Raw genomic sequence first — 24,028 nt, 5'->3', positions numbered from 1 at the left:
TTAATATATTTATAATTTATATCTAAAAACTTTTACATTGAAGAACTCTTTGCAGGTAACGTTTTTGTTCTCTCTCTTTAATCTGTTTTTCAGTAAGTGCTGTTTTCATCATTTGGATTGCTTCTTCTACATCACTTTTCTCCACTGAATACCCCGAATTAATTTTTTCTTCGAATTGACTTTGGACCTTTTGAAATGGGCGTACTACCTTTTTCTGATACTCACTTAAATCTGTATTATAATTTTTTGTACTTACAACTACAGTTAAACACCCTGATATTACTTCTTCATAATCAGATTCTTGTAATGTAAAGGAATTTTTTGTATTTAGGATATCTTTCTCCCTTTCATAATTACATGTCGATATAGCAGGGTTAATAGCTTGCAAAAGATACTTCAAGACTTCCTTTGGTCCCATTTCAATAGCTTTCATAGACTCTTGATTCATTAGATAGTGAATCATATCCAACCATTTCACAGGCTTTATTAATTGTAAGTAAAGGTTTTCTCTTATATTTTCTACACCTTTATACATTGAACTATCATGATTTGCTATGACAGGTACTAATGGCTGTTTCATATCTATATTTTCTAGTACACTCTTATATTTTTCAGCAGCAGGTTGCATCATAGGAGAATGAAATGGTCCACTTAATTTAAGGGGGATTGCAATTCCCCCATGCTCTACTACCATTTCACAAGCTAACTGAACCGCAGAGTTTGTACCAGAAATTGATGTTTTATTTGGAGTGTCATAAGCCGATATATATACTTCCTGTCCCTTGGTTAACAATTCTGAACAAATACCTTCAACAATTTCTGGAGCAAGATTGTTAACCCATGCCATAGTTCCATCTATAGTCAATGCATAGCTACTCAAAATCGTACTACGTTCTTGTACTAATTTTAAGGTATCTGAAAATGCAATTGCTCCAGAAGCACATAGAGCTGTATATTCTCCCAAAGAATATCCAATCATTGCCTCTGGTTTATTGCCTATTTCTTGTTCAAAAACTCGAAAAGCTGCCATGCTAGTTGTTACTAAAGCAGTCTGTGAATTTTGTAACTTTTCAAGGTCAGCTTTGTATATCTTCTCCATACAAAGGGAAGCCATGTCTATTTTTAGAGTGTCACTTGCTTCTTCAAATATCTCACGTGCTACAGGGAAGTTTTCATAAAGGTACTTACCCATTCCAGAATAATGGGATCCTACGCCAGGAAACATAAATACAATATTCATCTTTTTATCTCCCTTATTTTCATCTTAAGCTATCTTCAACTCTATCTAATAAAGCTCGTCCCTCTTCAGTTTTTCTTAAATTCACTAAATCAACTACATAGCGAATATCTGATACATCATTCCATCCTAGATCTAGTGCAAGATTCATATGCTTTAACGAAAGATCGATTCTATCAATTAATGAATAACCACATGAAAGTAAAAAGTGATGCCATGCATTTAAATCTCCTATAGTACGAGCTTTTTGTACAAACTCACTAGCTTTATTAAAATTTGAATAGTATCTTAATTGATGGTACGCGGTAAAAATGAAATTATCTAATTCGTTATAAGGAAACACATAAGCTGTATAGGTTTGAAGATTTGTGAATCCAACTTTTCCCGCTAGTTTAATAGATGGAATACGAAAATCCTCCGTCTTCCAATGTGGTGTTCTTCCTTGTTTTAAACAGTCATCCAAAAATGCTCTTGCAGCCAACCAAGCATACCCTTTACCTCGCTGGAATAAATCATAAGTATTAATTCCAATTTCCACATCAGTATCTGTTGCAAAAACCGATAAGCAACTAGTTACAACTTGTTCATGTACCATTACTACATAACCAAATCCATTTTGGATGAAATCCTGAGTTGACTCCCAAAAATCAACAATATCATCCCGTACCATTGCGAACTTTTTATCTGATAGCATGTCGATTGTAATACGTTCCACCGTTACCTCTTCAGGTATATTAGGTTTAGATAACTTATTATAAGACTCCGGATCAAAAGTAAATGTTACTCGAGTGTAAGGTTTAGGAATAAACATTTGCAATTGTTCCTCGACAACCTGTTTCCATTTTGATTCGGGTAATAATTCAACCTGAAAAAAGTCATCCCCTATCTGCTCAGCCTCAGGTGCAATTACTTCTTTAATAAAAGTTGGCAGACTTGAAACAAAATTATTTGTAGGATCACCTAGTAAATAAAAAATTTCTTGTTCTGCCCATACAAGTGCACATCTAGGGTTATTAGGATTATCCACATAAATATGTCCCTTATTGTAACCATGAGCTATACCGTTAAGTATTGGATGGTTCTTATAATCAACGAGAAGTGGAGCTATTTGTTTGAATTCATCCTTTTCTTTTACCAATTCATAAATCATATTCTTAAAAGTCCTCCCTTTTGAGAACAAGTGTGAAGTGCATGCTGCGCAATAATTGGCTGAAGTACCTGCGAGGTACCTTCAATAATTTCTAAAACCTTTGCTTCCCTAAATAAACGCTCAACAGGATATTCTCTTGAAAATCCGTTTCCACCAAACACTTGGACAGCGTCTGTGGCTACCTTCATAGCCATCTTTGAGGCAAAATATTTTGCAATGGTTGTTTCAATTACAGCATCAGTATGTCTATCCTGACGCTTTTTCCCAGCCTCTTGGCATAACGAACGAGCTGCTTTTATATTTACACTTGCTTCTGCTAAAATTGTTTGAATTGCTTCATATTCACATATATATTTATTTCCTTGTTTTCTTCTTCTTGAATAAGCTACCATTGCTTCTAGTGCTTCTTGAGCAATGGCTACTCCCGCCCAGGCAATACTATATCTACCATGATCAAGAGCTGTGTTAACTACATAACTCCATCCACCCCCAATTGGTCCTAACAAATTTTCAGCTGGTACCTTTACATCTTGCAAATGAATCTCAGCTATATGAGAGGAATTACTTGCTAACAGTTTACTCATTTTATTTGTAGAAACACCCGTCATTGACCGTTCAACAATAAAGGCACTAACTTTTCCTTCACTGGACGCAAAAACCAAAAAACAATCTGCAATGTCTGCAAAAGAAATCCATTTTTTGTGCCCATTAAGAATAAAATGATCATCAACTTGTTTATAGGAAGTTCCAACGGCTTTTGCATCAGAACCAACCTCTGGCTCAGTTAAGGCAAATGAAAATAATAGGTTCCCCGTTGCCATCTCAGGTAACCATTTTCTCTTTTGCTCTTCAGTCCCCCACCTTTTAATTGACTCCCCTACTAAAGATACATGAACTGTAAGTAATTCACGAACCGAATTGCAAGCTTTACCAATGATTTCAGTAAGACGACCATAATCTAAAGAATCGAGAGAAAGTCCACCATATTCTGTTGGTATCGTTGCACCCAATACACCATAACTTGAGAGTTCTTGTATTACATCATAGGGAAGCTCTTCAGCACTTTCAAACTCACTTGCTCGAGGCCGAAGCTTCTTTTCCGCAAACTCATCAACTACTCCCAGAATCTCTTCTGTATTACTCATACTGTGAAATTCCCATTCTTCTTTTTGTTAATTAGATCAACCATATTATTAATAGTAGAAAAGTTAATAATATCAAGTTCATCATTATCTACTACTATATCAAACTCTGTTTCTATAAAATTTAACATTTGCATAGCAAAGAGCGAATTCACATAACCTTTTTCAAATATGTTGTCATCATTAGCAACAATAGTTTCCTCTGCATTAAAAATAATAAGATTTTTTTTAATGTATTGACGTATTTTTTCATGATTATCCATGTAATTACTCCTTCTGAGACCTGGGAATTCAATTAACCAATATCCCAATTAAAATCGGTCTCTATTTTTATTTTTTCTTTCTCCTGAGTCGCAGATAAAACAAGTTCTTTTTCCTCACTTGTTAACATTTGAATATCTTTTAGACTAACATTAGGATGAGTTGTTATTTCTTCTAATAGAAGGTTAAATCGCCTTCCAAATTCTACTATTGTTGATTTGTCAAATAAAGATGTAGCATATTCAAAAGTGAATTCATATATATCTTTATTTTCTTCAGCAATAAGAGTTAAATCAAACTTACTTGTTAGTGTATCTGTGTTTGTTTCTGTGCTAATTTCTAATCCATCCACAACTGTATGTTTTTCATCCGAATTTTGTAATACAAACATGACATCAAATAAAGCACTTCGGCTTAAGTCTCTAGAAAGATCTAATTTTTCCACTAATTGATCAAATGGATACACCTGATGTTCGAAAGCTTCTAACGTATCGTTTTTCACTTTTTTCAAGTGATTAATAAAAGATTGATTTGGATTTATTTGATAACGTAATGCAATTGTATTTACAAACAGCCCCATAAGAGGTAACAAATCAGCATGCGGCCTACCTGCAACTGGTGATCCTATAATGACATCCTTTTGTTCCCCATGCTTGTACAGAAAAATAGTGAAAGTAGCCATAAGTAACATAAAAGGTGTCGTATCAGTTTCTAGTGCTATTTTTTTTATTTTTTGAGTAATTTCCTTGTTTACTTGGAAATTGTATTGTTCACCCTCAAAACTCTTTACTGGTGGTCGACCTCGATCGTATGGTAATTCAAGAACTGGTATATTCCCTGAGAATAATTCCTCCCAGTATTTCTTATGGATATCAAATTCTTTAGAAGATAATAATTTTTGTTCCCACACAGCATAATCTTTATATTGCAAACGATTTTCCGGCAATGTTTCCCCAGCATATAGGGCCTTAAAATCATGCATAAAGATACTTAAAGACACGCCATCTGTTATGATGTGATGAAGGTCAATTACAAGTAAATAACTATTATCTTTTAGCTCCTTTAGTCCAGCCCGCATTAACGGAACCTTAGAAAGATTAAATGGTTGTAACCATTCTTTATAATCTCCCTTTATCATTTCTAGCTCAAATGTTACCTGTTCTAATACTCTCTGTACTAATTGATCCCCCTGCCACTCAAACTGTGTTCTGAGTATTTCATGGCGTTTAATAAGCTTTTCAAAGACTAATTCTATCCTTTTCCGGTCCACCGTTCCTTTAAGAATAAAACAACTTGGTACATTGTATGTCATCTGTACCCCATCCATCTCTTGTAATAACATCATTCTTTTTTGAGTCGATGAAACCGGGTATACCTCAGATTCCGGTACTATTTCTATCTCTTGCAACCTATTTTCTTTTGAATTTTTAATAAAATGACTTAAAGTTCTTATTGTTGGATACTCAAAAAGATTTGCTAATGATAATTGCACATTAAATTCTTTCCATATTTTAGCGTTGATTACAGTAGCATGAAGGGAATGACCACCAAGTGCAAAAAAATTATCTTCCACACCTATACAAGGATTACCTATAACTTCTTTCCATATATCAACTAGCTTTCTCTCCATATCATCGATTGGTTTTACATAATTAGTAGTCTGTTCTATCGATGGAGAAGAATCTATGATTACATTCTTTGTATTACCTTCTATAACAGAAATAAGAAATGTCATTATTTGTTCAGCTAAATTTTGCTCGTATTCTGCAGCATGGTGAATTTTATCTGAAATATTTACTATGCCTTCTTTAGTTACTGATTTTGTTAAGTGCATTTTTATCAATGATCCACGAATTACTCCCCAATTGGCAGCTGCTGTCTTCATAGATTCAGCGATAGTTTGGAAATCCGAGTGATAATGCTCACCAAGAAACGAAAGCATTTTGGAAAACTTTACTCGGCCATCTACAACTTGACCCAAATGTGAGAATAACGGAACATCATTAAAGTCTAAATATCCATCTGTCTCTTTATTCAAGTCAAACTTACTTATTAGTTGCGTAGCAAAAAGGTGCATTTGTGAAAAAATATGTTTTTCATCTTTTATATGTTTTATCCAATTTGACAAATCGTTTGTAATCGATTGTATGTCTGTGATCTCATCTTCAGTAACTTTTAAAGTACTTACTTTTTGATAACCCTTATGAAAAAGTTCTGTTGAAAGTTGTGCATTTTTAACCATAAAATATGGATCGGTAATAATTAAACAGTCTTCTTCGGGCTCATATCCTACAATAACAAATGAATGAACAATATGATTTTTTAGATAATTCTCATCCCAAGGAAGCCAGTACGCATTCATGGTTACCACCACAGGAAATCCCGAGTATAATTGTTCTAATATAATTTCAAATCCTTCATCGGATGAATCTGTATCAAATATAGTACTTTTTATACCATGATATTTTTCTAAATCACTTACAAAATAACCAGACTCTGTATATAAACCATCCCCTAAATTTCCCTTATCGACAGGAGAAAAACCAAAATCCCATAATCTAGCGTACATTAAATAATGTTTACGCTTAAACCAATTAGCTAACGTAGCAATCACATCATCAATACAATTTTGTTCAGAGCTTTTACAGGGCTCTACATCATATAAGATTGAAGAAGCATAATTTCCCATTTACTCACCTCTATATTTTTAACAATAGGAAAAACTAGTGTAATTTGGTAATCTGGTTATTTTTCTATACTAAGTTGACAAAGATATGTATATCTTCTTTAAAAAACTATCAATTATTATTAACCCCTTTAATATGAAGAATCTTATTCCACGAATCACTTTTTTATTTTAATCACTTTTAAATAAGGGGAGAATTCCCTAACTCAGAATCACCAGAATATACACTATCATTCCAGAAATCTAAGAGGGAAAGCTCCTTTAATCCCACAGTGTAGCAAGTGTAAATTTAAACTCTTAAAAGTCGTGTTTACAATATGAAGTAATACTAATTATTTTTCTTTTCTGCTATATAAGCCGCTAGTTGTTTAATATTTCGCTTTGTATATGCAACTAGGTCATCCGTATTAAGATTTTCGTTTTCTAAAGCAAGATCAAGCTCAATAGCTAGTAGAGAATTTCCTCCTAGGTCAAAGAAATCATCCTCTACACCGACAGCTTCAATCTTCAGTATACTTTTCCATATTTCAACCAAACGAGATTCTAACTCATTACTAGGAGACATCATACTCTCCTCCTTATTCTTAGTTAAAGATCTAGGTGAAGGTAAGGAATGTCGATCAACCTTTCCACTTGGTGTTAATGGTATGTTTTCAACTTCAACAAAGAAAGTAGGTATCATATAACTCGGAACTAATTTCGCAAGATGCAATTTCAAATCAGAAATAGATACAAGTGATTTTGCTACGAAATAAGCTACAAGCTTTTTCTGCCCATCTTCATCTTGAATGTCTACTATCACAGATTCTTTAATTGCATGGTGTGAAGATAAAGCATCTAAAATTTCACCTGGCTCAATTCGATATCCTCTAATTTTTAATTGTTCATCATTTCTACCGAGGAATTCTATATTCCCATCAGGTAACCAGCGTGAAAGATCTCCTGTTCTGTACATTTTCTCCCCGTTTACAAATGGGTCTGGTAAAAACTTTTCTTCAGTTAATCTCATTTGATTTACATATCCTCTTGCAAGCCCTTCCCCCGCAATATACAGCTCTCCTACCGCACCAATAGGCTGAAGTCTCTGTTTTTGATTAAGTATATAAAGCCTTACATTCGGAATAGGCTTTCCAATAGGAATAGTATTATAGTTTTCACTTTCTTGAAGTGAAAACGTACTTGCGATAACTGTCGCCTCAGTAGGACCATACATATTTTCTATTTGAGTCGATAGTCGATGCTTTTTAAACTTATTAACCACCTCATGTGTCAAAGCTTCACCCGCAAGTAATATATACTTTACTTTATTTAAAACCTGGCTATTTTCATTATTAAGTGTATTTACGAATGCTCTAAACATAGACGGTACAAAATTTAATAATTTTACATCATATTTATCTATAACTCTTAAAATTGCCCTTGGGTTTCGATGTTCCCCATTTTCCATTATTACTAATTTACTACCTACTATGGTCCACCCAAACAACTCTAAAACAGATACATCAAATATATAAGGCGTCTTCAGTAAATACGTATCTGATTCATCCATAGGATATAAATGAGTCATTGAAAATAAGAAATTCACAATACTACAATGTTCAATCATGACTCCTTTTGGTCTACCTGTAGAACCTGAGGTATATAAAATATACGCTAAATCATTTGGTTTTCCAGTAACCTCCAGGTTGCTTGTATCACCAACGTACAAATTTTCTTGTTTTAAATCAATAATCTCTCCTACAAATGGAATTTCACCTACGTATTTAGATTCTGTAAGTACAAATTGAGGATTACAATCCTCTAAAATATGTTCCATTCGACGCTTTGGATATTCAGGATCAATTGGTACATATGCAGCTCCAGATTTTAGCGCGGCAAATATAGCTATAATCATTTCTACAGATCTTTCCACAACAATACCAATTTTAGTTTCCTGATCTACACCTTTTTGTCTAAGAATACGAGCAAGCTGATTTGCTCGATTATTAATATACGAATAACTGTACGGTATATCATTTGAAATAACTGCGATTTCTTCTGATTTATTTTCAACCTGATCCTCAAAAAATTGATGAACTAATTTATTCTGAGGAAAATCTAATTTTGTATTATTAAGTTCATTTAACATCCTCATGGATTCACTCTTACTTAAGACATTAACATCTTCAATTTTCGCTTCAGGATTAGCTACCATCCACTCTAGCGTATTTATAAAATGCATCATAAATCGCTCTATAGTTTGCGGATAATATAGTCCTGTCGCGTATTCCAACTCTAATCGTAGACCCTCTTCTTCCGGAAATACTTCTATACTCATATCTACCTTTGAAGCTTGATGCTTAATTTCGTAAGATTTAAATGTAATATCTTTTATTTTTTCTGATGTTCTTCCGATATTCTGCATCACTAACATAACATCAAATACAGGGTTCCGGTTAGTATGATAAGCCATGTCTAACTTATTTACTAACTCATCAAATGGGTATTCTTGATATTGAAATGCTTCTAGCGCATTTTCTTTTACTTCATTTAAGAATTGGATTATCGTCTTTTCCGCTTTAGGATGATTTCTCATAGGTAGTGTATTTACAAACATACCTATGATAGGCTCAAGATCATGATGAATTCTTCCCGCAATTGGAGAACCTACTATAATATCTTCCTGTTGCGTATACACATGCAACACTATATTTAGTGACGAAAGAAGTACCATGTATAAAGTAGCTTCTCTTTCATCTGCAAAGGACTTTAATTTATTAGAAAGTTCAGGTGTTAGATGGAATACTAATCTATCACCTTCAAAAGTTTGATTTAGCCCACGTGGCTTATCGATTGGGAACATAAGAATTGGTAACTCACCTTTAAACTTATCTACCCAATACTCTTCAATTTCTTTCAGCCCTTCTTCATGTAAACGATTGGTTTGCCAATTGGCATAATCTTTGTATTGTATTTTAATAGGCTCTAAGACTTTACCTGAATATAAATCTATAAACTCTTTTTCTAACTTCGCTAAAGATACTCCATCTGCTATTATGTGATGAAGATCAAATAGTAGCAGATATTGATTGAATTCTAATTTCATTAAACCGACGCGCATAAGTGGAGCCCTATCTAGCTGAAAAGGACGAACAAATTCCTGTATTAACTCTTCAATTGTTGATCTATCAGATTTATATAAATGTTCAATTCTAATATCTAGACTATCATGAATAAATTGAACTGGTTCACCTTTAATAAATTGGAATGAAGTTCTTAATGATTCATGACGTTCCACTAATTCTTTGACACATTGTTCTGCCTTTATAAAATCAAACTCACCTTCAATTAACATTGCACCTGGTATATTGTAGGCAGTTCCTATTCCAGCAAAGCGGTTTAATATATATAATCTTTTTTGTGAAGAAGAAGCTTGATAAAATTCTCTATCAGGTACAATCTCAATTTGAGAATAATTTTTCTTCCCTTCATATTTCTCTATATACTCTGCTAATAGCATAATTGTAGGCCTTTGAAACATTTCACGTATAGGTACATCTACACCTAAACGTTTATATATGTGTGAAACAACAGAAGTGATTTGTAATGAATTACCTCCTAATTCGAAAAAGTTATCATTCACACCTATTTTCTCTATTCCAAGTACTACTTTCCATATCTCAGAGAGCATTTGTTCAATTTCATTACGTGGTTCAATAAATAAAGCTGTGGATTGCTCCCAAATTGGATCTGGAAGAGCTTTCCGATCTATTTTACCGTTTGATGAGATTGGAAACTGCTCAATCGGGATGATGTATGCAGGAATCATATAAAAAGGTAAATACTCTCTAAGGAATTGGCGTACCTCTTCTACTTTAGCTGAAGAATTCATAACAACATATGCACATAAAACCGGAGCATCTTCTCCCTCTTTTTTACGTGTAATTACAATAGCTTCACCAATTTCAGGATATCGTAATAGTTGCTTTTCTATTTCTCCCAATTCAATTCGTAATCCACGAATTTTGACTTGATCATCCATACGGCCTAAATATTCAAGATTTCCATCTGGTAACCAGCGAGCCAAATCTCCAGTACGATATACCTTGTCATCTATAATAGAAGAACCCTCTTTGTTGATTTGTATAAGAACAAATTTCTCCATAGTTAACTTAGGTTGATTTAAATAACCTCTTGCTAATCCTTCTCCTGAAATACACAATTCCCCAGGAATTCCAACAGGTTGTAATTGTTGATTATCACCCATAATATAAACTTTTTGATTAGCTAGAGGCCTTCCTATTGGTAATTGATTCATAAATTCTAACTCAGCGTGCTGAACATGATAACATGTAGAATCTACAGTTGTCTCTGTAGGTCCATAAGCATTTGTTAAATTTGGTCGGCAGTTTTCATTAAATAAACCAAGGAATTTCCGTGCTAATTTCGGTGGTAATTCCTCTCCAGCAATAATAAAATGTTTAAATGAATATTCTATTTCTTCATCTATAAAATTAGTTAATAATCGAAGATGCATCGGCGTTCCATCCGCGATATTTATTTGCTTTTCTTGATAAAAATTAATTAGCTTCTGCCCATCAGTTCTTGCTTCCTCAGGTACTATAAATAAACTATTTCCTAATAGAAGCGCACCAAACATGTTTTGTACTGAAGCGTCAAACTCAAAAGGTGAAACTAACCCGATTTGCATAGAAGAACTATATTTATCATATATTTCATTTTTTAACCCAAATATTAAATTTACAACACTACGATTTTCAACCATAATTCCTTTAGGATTACCTGTAGTTCCAGAGGTAAAAATAACATATGCCAAATCGTAAGGTGTACTTACTGAAGGGAAACTAACCAACTCTGTTTCAAGTAGTTCATTAAAACTCACCATACTACAATCCTGGATTTCTCTTGTAAAATCTTCACTAATAACCTCTGGTTTTACTATACAAAGTGGAGATTTACATTCTTTTAGCATCGCCTCTATCCGTTTATACGGCAAATATATGTTAATAGGTAAATAAGCAGCCCCACTTTTTAAAATACCTAGCATTGCAATGACTGCATCAATTGATCGATCCATCATAAGACCAACAATGTGTCCTTTTCCAATTTCTTTTTTATGTAGAGAACTGGCAACCAGATCTACCTTTTCTTTTAATTGAGCGTATGTTATTTCTCTTTTGTCATCAGAAACAGCAAGTTTATTTGGATTATGCATGACTTGTTCTTCAAATAACTGTATCACCGTTAAATGATGCGGGTAATCTAACTCAGTTTGATTAAATGCAATTAACTCTCTTATATCATTATCACTAACCCAATCTAAATCTATATGGGGCGTATTCGGTTGTAGTAAAGCTTGCTCTAACAAGTCTATAAAATGATGACCAAATCGCGTAACAGTAGATGTTTTGTATAGATGTTCATTAAAATACATATCACCTTCTATACACCCATTTACTTGGCGGAAAGAGAATATAATCTCAGCATTGCTCTCACTTAAATAATTTAAATCTTGAATTTCCTCTAGCAAAATTGCAGTACGGAATGGATAATTACGCCCCTCTGGAAGGTAGTTACTCAAAACCGGTTGTAAACTTTCCAATGGGAAATTTTGATGTTCTAAAGCATTACCCATTACTGTACTAACTTGCTGGAGAATTTGTCTAAATGTCATATGTTCCTCAAGACCATGTCTTAAAACTAACAAAGTATTAATAAGGTTAGTATCACTGTCTTGTTTTAAAACAGGTGTACCAATGCATATATCTTGCAATCTAGTATATTTATTTAACAGCAAAGTAAGTCCAGCAGTAAGAATCATGTGCAATTGAAGATCTGATCCATTTGCTAACTTTAAAATCTTCTCGGACAATTCCTCTTTTAGTTTTATGCTAACATTTGATAAATTCACCTGTTTGTTTGATGTCCGGTAATCATAAGGGAAATGGCAGTCAGCCAGTTCCCCTGATAAGTTTTCTAACCAAAATTCTCTTTCCTTTATTCGTTCATTTGCGGCAATTACTTTATCTTTATTCGCTATTCGTTCAACCATAGTTACTCACTCCTGACAATAATCAATTAAAAGTTAAAATCCCCAAAATCTACTGATACCTTAACTGGTTGCAGTTCTTGAATTTCTTGTTTAAATGAAATATCTTTTAATAAAATTTCAGGATGATCTACAATTTGTTCAAAAATCTCAACATAACGCTCACATAACTTTTGAACCGTGTCCCTAGTATATAAAGAGGTTGCATATTCCATAGTCAGTTCAATTGTATCTTCCAATTCAACCACTCTTAGCAATAAATCCATTTGCGCGCGCTTAAAGTCGTGATCATATGTCTTTAGTTCTAAACCATCGATAAACATATGATCTGCATCCATATTTTGCATAACAAATGAAACATCGAAAAGTGGGTTCCTATTATACGTTCCTTGAAGTCCTAATTGATTAACCAGGTCCTCATATTGACATTTTTGATGTTCAAAAGCTTGTAAGACTTGTTCTTTTACTTCAAATAGGAACTGAGTAAACCTTTGTTCAGCTCTTGGATAGTTCCTTATCCCTAACATGTTTACAAATACTCCTATAATATCTTGTAAATCCGCATGTGGGCGACCAGTAATTGGTGAACCAATTACAACATCCTCTTGGCCAGTATATTTACCTAGCAAAATATTATATACAGAGAGCATTAGCGTATATAATGTTGTTTCTTCTTTTGCTAATAGACGCTTAATTTTCTTGGTAACATTGGAATCAATAGTAAAGGATATTTTACTACCTTTCAGATCTATTATTTCAGGTCTTGTATAATCTGTAGGCATATTCAAGACAGGTACACCATCTTTAAACTGCTCTAGCCAATACTGTTCATGTTTGAGAGCAATTTCTTTTTCTTTTTCACTCTGCTGCCATTCTGAGTAATCCTTATACTGTATTTTTAAGCTTGGTAATTTCTCTCCAGAGTAAAGCGCAAATAGATCTCTAACGAAAATATCATAGGAAACTCCATCGGTTACTATATGATGTAAATCAATAATTAAAATATGTTTTTGTTCTTCCAATCTAATTAACCCTACACGGAAATATGGAGCATTATTAAAATTAAATGGGCGAATAAACTCATTAATTATTTGTTCCACTTCAGATTCAAAGCCCTCAATTTGAGTAATATGGAAATCAGCATGATCATGAATAATTTGTACCGGTTTATCATTTTTCATTTCAATAGTAGTTCTAAATATCTCATGACGCTTAATTAATTGAGTGAACGCCTTTTCTAAACGTTCAATGTTTAATTTTCCATTCAAAAGAATAACGGAAGTATCATTATAAGCTGTACTTTCTGGATACAATCGGTGTAATACATAAAATCTCTTCTGAGCTGAAGAAAGCTGATAATGAGATTTAGGTTCAGCTGGAACAATAACATCAAATTCACTCTTATCTGCCCTTGAAATATAATTTGCTAGTTTCTCAATATTTGATAGAGTAAAGAGTTCTTTAATAGGAACTTCAACATTAAACTCTTTATGAATTTTTGAAACAATAGTAATAGCCTTAAGTGAATCTCCACCTAGTTCCAGAAGATCATCATGAACACCAACTTCTGAAACTTTAAATATATTTCTCCAAATTTTTGAAAGCTTTTCTTCTACCTCATTGCGAGGTGCTACATATTCAGTCAAGAGTTGTGGTCTAGAATGGTATAACGTAGAATCTAATTCTTCTTCCTTCTCATCATTGAAAGAATTTAATAACACCCATTGATCAATACGCGCTTGCAGTTCTCCTGGAGAATGAATCAGTACTTCCCCTTGTTTCCATGACAGTGCTATATTAAAGGCCTGAACTCCTTCTTCAGGTGTCATAGATAATTCATGTACACTTGCACCTATCTGCATATCTTTTTCTTCATCTTCCCAGTATTTCCAATCACTCCAATTGACGCTTATCCAAGGCAGATTGGAATAACGATTTATATATTGTGCAAAAACATCCATGTATATATTTGAAGCAGCGTATGAAACATACCCTAATCCACCTAAGACCGCTGAAATAGAAGACATTAGAACACAAAAATCTAAGTCTTTATTTCGTAAGCATTCTTCTAAATTTAGAAGACCATAAACTTTTGCAGAAAATTGTTCCTCACAGTCCCCTTTTTCAAGTTCCTGAATTAAATTAAAAGTCTTTCCACCAAGAATACCTGCACCATGAATTACACCATTAATCTTTCCAAATTTTTGTTCTGCCTTATGAATTGCTTCGTATAGTTGTGATTGATCTGTAACATCAGCAGCAAGTACAGAAACTTTAGATCCCGTTTCTTCTATCTCTAAAACTTTACGAATTCTGTCCGAATACATCGTATTTTCCTTCAAATGCATATCCCACTCATCACGATTTGGCAAACCAGTACGTGTAAGAAGAACTAAGTTGGCTTGTACAGTTTGAGCTAAATGTTTCGCAAGAATTGTACCAATACCTCCGAGCCCTCCTGTAATAAGGTAAACTCCATTTTTTCGTAAAGGCAATTTCTCTTTAGCTGGCTGTTCTAGTTGTATAGGCTCATAAGTTTGAACAAATCTTTTATTTCCTCGATAAGCAATCATTTTATCATTCGTATTTGAAAGACATTCTTCTACTAATTGATTTATTAGCCTACTCTTCAATTCTTTGTTTAGAGGTAAAACAACATCAACACTTGAACAAGAAAGATAAGAATACTCTTGCGGAACAACTAATGACGTTCCAAGTACAGTTGATTTTTCTGGAATTAATTCTTCATCACCAAACACTTGTTGAACACCATTTGTAATGATTCGAATTGAGATTGAATCAGAGATATTCTTGTCTCCTAGTGCCTGAGTTAAGTAAAAAATTGAATAGAATCCTAAGTTTTGTTTACAATTTACATATTCAATTGAGGCTTGTCTTTCCTCATCCGTAATTCCCCACATATGAACTATTCTTGTAGGTAAACCACATATTTCTTGTACTTCATCCAATAACTTAACGTAGTCTGTACGTTCTTCAGGATTTATAATGAAGCGATCGTTATTCTCCTTATTAAAACCAAAGCCAGGTTCTACTGTAACTACTCTCTGCCCTTTATTTAATAAGTCCTTAACTAGTTCATTACCTAATCCTTCTTGATCTACAAAAACAATCCATGTCTCATTCACATCATGATTTGGTTCAAACAATGTAGAACTTTTCCATTGTGGCGTATAGAACCATTCAGAAATGTTGTTATTCTTACTAATTTTAGATTGCTTACTATTAAGCTTTTGACCTAAATCATACGGATTACCTTGTAATTTATAAGATATTTTATTGAAAGAATACATTGGTAATGGGATACGTCTTCTCTTCTCATCTTTATAAAATTGTTCCCAATCTATAGAAATACCTGTTACCCACATTCGAGTGATGTGACTAAATAAGAAATACATATCTGATACATCTTGTTGAACGGATCGAACCGTATTAAATATTCTTTCATTACCATTTTCATAATCTAAAAGGCGACTAGTAAGCCTACTAAGATCATTTCCAGGACCAATCTCGATGAATAGACTTGTATTGTCCCTATTCAACTCTTGAATTCCATCAGAGAATCGAACAGTTCCACGCATGTGTTTTACCCAATAAACTGGGTTTGTTGCTTCTTCAGGTCGTATCCAAGTACCAGTCAAGTTTGACAAATAAGGTATTTTAGGTTCTCTGAGTGTTAATGTACTAACATAGGAAGCATACTCGTCCAGAATTGAATCCAGTTCGTGTGAATGTGCTGCTCCTTCTATTGTTACTCGCATACACATTAAACGCTTTTTCTTTAATTCATTTTCAAAATCTACAATTGCTTCTTCTGTCCCAGAAACTATACAAGCTGGACCATTAACTACTGCTAAAGAAATGGTATGTTGATATTCTTTTTCAAAAGAATTAATCAAATGAATTAATTCCTCTTCTGGAAGTGGAACGCTAAGCATTACTCCTGCAGGAAGACTACTCATTAGCTGACCTCTTTTTACAACCAATTTAAGTGCATCTTCCAAAGTAAATACTTCTGCTAAACAAGCAGCCACATATTCACCAAATGAATATCCAATCATTGCTTCAGGTTTAATTCCCCAACCCATTAATAGTTTCGCAACTGAGTATTCAAACGCGAAAAGAATTGGTTGACTAAATTCCATTCTTTTTAATTTTTCCGTCGCCTCATCAATACTCAAAGTAGTTGGGTATAACACTTCTTTCATGTTTACATTCGTAACAGATTGAAGGATTGCAAAGCATTCATCCATAGCTTCACGGAAAATTGCCTCTTGTTCGTATAATTCTAACCCCATGTTTACATATTGCGACCCATTCCCAGAAAACAGGAAGTTAACTTTAGGATGTTCCTCTTTTACATTTACATATTGTACTCTTCTTCCTTCTGGCTGGTTTAACAGTTCAATTCCTTCTTGAGTACTGGAACAAACTAAAGCTCTCCTATGCTTGAATTCCTTACGTCCAATTTGCAATGTATAACTAGCGTCTGCCAAATTCACATGAGGATTCTGTTCAAGGTGATTCCCTAAATTCAAAGTCATACGATCCAAAGCATCTTTCGATTTTGCCGAAATCATTAACATCTGGTATGGTCTACTATTTGATGTTGCTTCAAGCTTTGGTGCCTCCTCCAAAATAATATGTGCATTTGTACCACCAATACCAAATGAACTAACACCTGCACGTAATGGTTTATTATCCTTTTTCCACTCATTTAATTGTTGATTTACATAAAAAGGTGTCTTTTCAAATCCAATTTGCGTGTTTGGTTTTGTAAAATTCACACTTGGCGGAAGAACCTGATCTTTCATCGCAAAGACCGTTTTAATTAGACCAGCAACACCGGATGCTGCATTTAGATGGCCTACATTTGCTTTAACAGATCCAATTGGTACAGATTGTTTTTCATTAGAGTTAAACACTTCACTAAGCGCCTTGATCTCAATGGTATCTCCTAGTTTAGTAGCAGTTCCGTGTGTTTCAATATAGGAAATGGACTCAGGTTCTACATTTGCTTCATGTTGCGCCATTTTAATAACTTCTACTTGGCCCTCTACACTAGGCGCAGTGTAACCAATTTTCCGATTCCCATCATTATTAATCGCCGTTCCTTTTATTACTGCATGTATAGTATCTCCATCATTTATAGCTTCCTGTAAAGGCTTCAGGACAACAATCCCAACTCCGTCTCCAAAAAGCATTCCATTTGCATTTTCATCAAAAGGACGACAATGACCATCTGAAGAAAACAGCATTCCTTCTTGGTAGGTATAACCTGCTTTTTCAGGTTGAGTTAATGTAATTCCCCCAGCTATAGCAATATCACAATGCCCCTGTAATAATGCTTGGCATGCATTATGAATAGCCACCAATGATGTTGAACATCCCGTAAAGAGATTCATACTTGGTCCTTTAAGGTTAAATTTGTAAGAAATTTGAGTACTAAGCGAGTCTTTGTCGTTAAGTAATGAAATTAAAAATTGCCCAGCTGGTTCATTTGCCTCTGAAAGAGTAGATAACACTTGCCAATATAAGTTTGGAGATGCCCCACTATATACACCAATTAGGCCCGGGTATGTCTCGATATTATATCCAGCATGTTCAAGGGCAGACCACGCACATTCATGAAATACTCGTAGTTGCGGATCCATTAACGATGCATCTTGAGGTGTATAATCAAAGAATGGAGCATCAAAATTATCAGTTCCCTCTAAATACCCTTTCGCTTTAACATAATTAGGGCTTTTTACTTCCATAGGATTTACACCAGATTCAATTAACTCTTCATCTGTAAAAAATTGAATAGACTCTGTACCAGACTTTATATTATTCCAGAATTCATTTACATTCTGTGCTCCAGGAAAACGTCCATCTATTCCTATAATTGCAATATCGTTATCTTCTTTCGTTTTTCGATTAAATCGTTTTGTATGTTTAACTTGATTCTTTTGTTTATCTCCACTTAAGTATTTCGCTAAAGAACGAATACTTGGATACTCAAACATAACTCCAATTGAAATATGTTTTTCTAATCTATTAATTAATCTCTCATGAATTTGAATTATATGAAGTGAAGTTGCACCAAGATCAAAGAAATTTTCATTTACATTTACAGTATCAACACTGTAAAAATCTTTCCAAATCCCTATAATTATTTCCTCTACTTCATCTTGATTTCTGAACTTATCTCCCGTTTTCGTTTGAGTTTCCAATTCAGAAATTCGTTTGCGAGAATTCAAATTGATCCATTGATCAAAACGTTTATTTAAATCTCCTGAAGAAATAATTACCTGATTTAAACCACTTAAACCAAGCACACATTGGAATGTTTTTTGTCCTTCCTCAGATGTCATTTCAAGTGCTTCTATACTTTGAGCATTGAATATTTTATTAACCTGTTCAGTTCCCGTGTACTGCCAATCTCCCCAGTTAATACTAGTCCATCGATTATTAGATGTATTACTCACTTTGTCTGAAAAACTATCTAAGTAAAGGTTTGCTGCTGAATAGGCTACAAAACCTAATCCACCCAAAATAGGTGAAAGTGATGAAACAAGATAACAAAAATCAAGATCATAATTACTTAATAGCTTATCAAGAACTAGCACACCATGTACTTTAGGAAGAAATTGCTCTTCACATTCAATCCTACTTATCTTTTCCATTGGACACTGAGCTGATTTAACACGTAAGACACCTGCTGCATGAATTACCCCATTTATGTGACCAAAATTAGCCTCAGCCTGATGAATCACGTTTCTCATCTGCTCTTCATTAGCTACATCTGCAACAGCTGTCATTACTTTTGCTCCCAATGACTCCAACTTCTGAATATGGTTAATACGTTGACATAATTGTTCATTTTCAATCTGTGATTGAAGAATTTGATCCCATTCTTCACGATCAGGAAGAGCTGTTCTACTAACTAATATTAGTTTAGCCTTTACTGTACGCGCCAAATATTCTGCTAATTTAAGGCCTACTCCTCCCATTCCACCAGTAATTAAATAAACTCCTTCCGATCGAATATTCGGAATTTTTGAAGCTGATTCATTTTCATTTATTACTAGCATTTCACTTACTTTTTCATCAGGTATAGGCTCATAGATTCGAATGTAACGAGTGTTATTTCGAATTGCTATTACAGTGTCAATAATGTCCGTTTGAATCTCAGAATATAAGTTTGATATTAATGCTTCTTCATTATCAGACAACATAAAATCTACACTACGGCATCTAATATTTGGATACTCTTGCGGAAATACTTTTATAGGAGCCAAAAGAGTAGATTTTTCTGCAATAATAGACTCGTCTCCTACTACCTTTTGCATATTATTCGTCATAACATTTATATTGATAGGATAAAGTAAATTAAATTTACTAATTGTCTTTGCAAGTGATATTAATGAATAGAATCCAGTATCTAAGGTCTCGATACCTAAATCCTTATTATCCACATTCCATAGATGAACAATCTCCTCTGGTAAACACTCTTGTTTTTGTAGCTCATTAAATAACTGATAATAATCTTCTTGTTCAGTAGGGCATATTGTAAATTCATTTAAACTAATCTTTTTATATGAAGGACCCACACCGACTGTTATAACACGATGTCCATCTCTTTCAAGTTTTTCTTTAAGAGCTAAGCCTATATGCTCGTTGTCTAAAAATAACAACCAACTTTTAGTAGATCCTTTAGTTACATCTACAATTTCTTTTTCCGTCCAACCTGGAGTATAGAACCACTCAGCTATATTAGAACGTTTCTTTATCGATGTTTCTTCACTATTAGTTATATTTTGCTGTTCTGCTGGATCTATCCAATATCGTTTTTTCTCAAAAGGATAAGTTGGTAAGGCAATACGTAATCTATATTCCTCTTCATACAGTTTACTCCAATTAATTTCTACCCCTAACTCCCACGCTTGTCCCAATACCTCTAACAAGTCGTTCTGTAAAATAATCTGATTATTATTAATTTCAGAATTTAATAACTCTCCAATATGTACAATCACAAAATTAGGATCTACATCCTTAACTTGTGTTAGAAGTTCTACTTTTTCTCCATGCGTCCATTCTGTCTGTAACTCTATATAGTTCTCAACTAATGGATTCAGGACATCTTCTGGCTTAAGAGATTTATTATAAATATCTGAAACCATTCCAGCTAAGCCTGTACCAATAATGTTAGAAGGACGTACATCACATTCAATTAATACATCAATAATCGATTGCAAGCAGACGAAAAAGGTTAAATCTTCAACCAAGCTATCATCTGTTCCTTTAAAGAATGCTTCTTTCAATGCCTTTCCAGTATACATTTGGGCATCAGTCATATTACGCTCAAATACTTGTAAGAATAATGGTTCCTTTTGGTATAGTTCTTTTACATTCTCAATAATTGATGAGTATTCGCTAGGTAACACAAATACCAAATCTGGATTTTCTTGCGTTTTTACGTGAAAATCTTTAACTGTTTTTAAATTGTCTATAGCGCTATCTATATCCTTACATAAGACCGCTCTTCTATACGGAAATGGTCGACGGCCAGTTTGCAATGTGTATGCTACATCTGCTAATTCAACATCTTTATTAGATTCCAGATATTGGACCATATTTACTGTAGCATTATTTAAAGCTTCTTTTGATCTAGCAGAAAGAACCATTAGTTTTTTCTCTCTAGTAGAAGCAGAACTTTTAACTTTAGGGGCTTCTTCTAATACAATATGAACGTTAGTTCCACCATATCCGAAAGCACTTACACCAGCTCGAAGAAGATCATTATCATCACTTTGCCAATTTACCAAATCAGTATTGATATAAAATGGGCTATCTATAAAATCAATTTTCGAGTTAGGGCGCTTCACATTTAAAGTTGGCGGGAGTTGTTTATGTTTCATAGATAAAACTGTCTTTATAAGTCCGGTCACCCCTGCAGCTGTATCTAAATGACCTACATTACTCTTAACAGAACCAATTGCACAAAAAGATTTCTTGTCCACATCTTGAAACGCTCTCTTTAGAGCCTCTACTTCGATAGAATCCCCTAATGGCGTTGCTGTCCCATGCGTTTCTACATAACTAATAGTAGAAGGATCAACTTCAGCAAAACTATGTGCTGCTTGTATTACTTCAGCCTGTCCCTCAACACTCGGAGCAGTATAGCCTACTTTTCGACCTCCATCATTATTTGCTGCTGATCCCTTAATTACACCATAGATTGTATCCCCATCAGCAATTGCATCTTCTAATCTCTTCAGTATTACCATACCTACACCATCACTAAAAACTGCACCCTGGGCTTCTGCATCAAAAGTACGTACTTTGCCATCAGGTGAACTTGTCATTCCTTCATGATATTTATAACCATTCTTTTTAGGATACGTTATAGATACTCCACCTGCAGCTGCAATAGAGCATTCTCCAGTTAACAATGATCTACATGCAAGATGAATGCTCAATAGAGATGTAGAGCAAGCTGTATATAATGTAAAACTCGGTCCCTTAAGTCCCAGCTTATAGGAGGTAAGTGTTGAAATTGCATCTTTATAGGAAAGAGTACCCGCTTCTGAGAACTCAACTACACTATCACTGTTTAATAATGGCGTGTGCTTCATCCAATTAAAATTAGTAGATGCTCCTACGTATAACCCTATTAATCCTTCATAGTCAAATGGATTATAACCTGCCATCTCTAATGCTTCCCATGTTGTTTCCTGTAACATACGGATTTGGGGATCCATTATTTTCGCTTCTCTAGGTGTATAAGCAAAAAAGGATTCATCAAAATATTCTACTTCCTCCAAATACCCTTTTGCTTTCACAAAATTAGGATGTTGTAAAACATCTAAATTAACACCTTCTTTAATTAACTCATCTTCAGTAAATGTAGAAATTGAATCAACACCATTTTTTAGGTTATCCCAGAATTGGTTTATTTCATTTGCACCTGGAAATTTACCTGCCATTCCAATAATCGCTATTTCCAAACCAGTTTTACTATCATCTTGATGCTTCATTTTCACTTTCCTCCTATTTTGTTTAATTCGGATTTTCTATGCTTTACATACTCTTAGCTACAATACTTAGAGCTAATACTGCTATTTCATAAAATTAAGCAAAAGAAAAAACACATGAAATTACCCATAAAGTAGCTAAAGTGATTTACATACCTGACAGAAAACAAAAAATTTAATTACAATTTCTATTCCTGGATTTCAATGATATTTTGAGCACTCATTTTTCATTCTAAAAACCTAATACTTTGGTAATAATTCTGTTAATATTACAATTTATGTAGTTAGTAACATATTCACAAGAAGTTTTCTTTAAGAAATTAATTTGTAGAGTAATAATTTTGTAGGGGATTTATGTCATAAAATTAAGCATACTTTTTCCAATATCATATAGAAAAAAACAAAAAAGTGACATACAGTGAATATTGAGAAATAAAATTCATTTATTCCATATCTAACCAAAATAGAACGAATTTTCAATTTTAAATTAGATTTTCTTGCATTTATAATTGCATTCTCTATAAATCATCTATGGTGAGCTTTTAGACTTTAAACGTAAATAAAGTTATATGCGAAATTTTTTAGTTTAGATGAGGATCTATAAGTGAATTCATTCAAACGTTTTAAGAAAATATTGAGGATGAACATTGCTAGTGAAGCGCTTACTACCGAAGGCAAACTTATTTCTAGGATCGCTGACTTACAATTTTGCTTTGTACGACTCCTAAGACAGATCAAATAATTTCATATTCTACAGTACTGTTTATCTTTCCGTTCATGTTGTTGATTTTCCGTTATGTTTTGATATGCACATACAATATTTTCATCTTATATCCATTACTATTGTCCTGCAGACACTTTATATTATCTTCAAACCCACTATTTCACTAAACTGTAAAATTAAAACCACTAAATTTCCGAATAAACTGAAAACTCATGAGAAATTGACAATAAATCTCAATAAGATCTTTTCAATATATCTTAACTTCAAACGCATGGACACCCAATAATGATGCTATATAGGGGAATATTCTACTAAATAGAATAAGGGGGAAATCAAGCTAAAAAGTCACTTTCCTTACGTAAGGGAAAGCGACTTTTTGTGTAGTCTTATTCAATTAAATGGCTCAATTGTTGAATAACATGACCAGCATTTTTTAAATAACTTTATTATCTCTGGACATATTCAATTATTTATCCAGGGTTAACAGTTAAACCAATAACAATTTTGAAACAATAAAAAAGCTATCTAATTTTTAGATAGCTTTTGATTTAATAACTATGTAGAATGCCTAGATGGTTATATAATACCCAGGATTAACTTACGTGATTTGAATAATTCCTCCTTAGGACGATGAATTACCGTATACACAATACAACTTTGAACTACCCCCACTTTCACTTCGTTTAGAAGTGAGGGATTCCTAAGTAAAGAGTTCTATCGAACTCTAATTGATTAGGCTAAC

General features: G+C 33.7%; 7 protein-coding genes. All 7 read right to left on the bottom strand.

Annotated elements, in window-relative coordinates:
- Positions 1–22: 22 nt before the first annotated feature.
- Positions 23–1,240 carry an ACP S-malonyltransferase gene (locus tag MRP26_RS20095; protein WP_197241168.1) on the bottom strand — a complete coding sequence of 406 codons (1,218 nt, stop codon included), beginning with the start codon at positions 1,238–1,240 and terminating at the stop codon, positions 23–25.
- Between the two features lie 19 nt (positions 1,241–1,259).
- Positions 1,260–2,387: a GNAT family N-acetyltransferase gene (locus tag MRP26_RS20090; protein WP_064532338.1), complete on the bottom strand. Its 1,128-nt coding sequence runs from the start codon at positions 2,385–2,387 to the stop codon at positions 1,260–1,262.
- Positions 2,384–3,532 carry an acyl-CoA dehydrogenase family protein gene (locus MRP26_RS20085; protein ID WP_197241167.1) on the bottom strand — a complete coding sequence of 383 codons (1,149 nt, stop codon included), beginning with the start codon at positions 3,530–3,532 and terminating at the stop codon, positions 2,384–2,386. Before MRP26_RS20085 ends, MRP26_RS20090 begins: the two co-directional genes overlap by 4 nt.
- The gene (locus MRP26_RS20080; RefSeq protein ID WP_000368639.1) at positions 3,529–3,792 is read right to left on the bottom strand and encodes an acyl carrier protein; all 264 of its coding nucleotides are present in this window, start codon (positions 3,790–3,792) and stop codon (positions 3,529–3,531) included. The genes MRP26_RS20085 and MRP26_RS20080 overlap by 4 nt, the downstream gene beginning before the upstream one ends.
- A gap of 32 nt (positions 3,793–3,824) precedes the next feature.
- The gene (locus MRP26_RS20075; protein ID WP_242806708.1) at positions 3,825–6,479 is read right to left on the bottom strand and encodes a condensation domain-containing protein; all 2,655 of its coding nucleotides are present in this window, start codon (positions 6,477–6,479) and stop codon (positions 3,825–3,827) included.
- 325 nt (positions 6,480–6,804) lie between these two features.
- The gene (locus MRP26_RS20070) at positions 6,805–12,528 is read right to left on the bottom strand and encodes a non-ribosomal peptide synthetase (RefSeq protein ID WP_242806707.1); all 5,724 of its coding nucleotides are present in this window, start codon (positions 12,526–12,528) and stop codon (positions 6,805–6,807) included.
- A 26-nt stretch (positions 12,529–12,554) separates the two neighbouring features.
- Positions 12,555–22,565 (bottom strand): type I polyketide synthase, encoded by a 10,011-nt coding sequence (locus MRP26_RS20065; protein ID WP_242806706.1) that lies wholly within the window; start codon positions 22,563–22,565, stop codon positions 12,555–12,557.
- Positions 22,566–24,028 lie beyond the last annotated feature (1,463 nt).

This window comes from Bacillus sp. CCB-MMP212 (assembly GCF_022748145.1).
GTDB classification, from domain to species: domain Bacteria; phylum Bacillota; class Bacilli; order Bacillales; family Bacillaceae_G; genus Bacillus_A; species Bacillus_A cereus.
The sequence above is the reverse complement of the archived record's forward strand: the minus strand, read 5'-3'. Positions and strand labels throughout refer to the sequence as shown.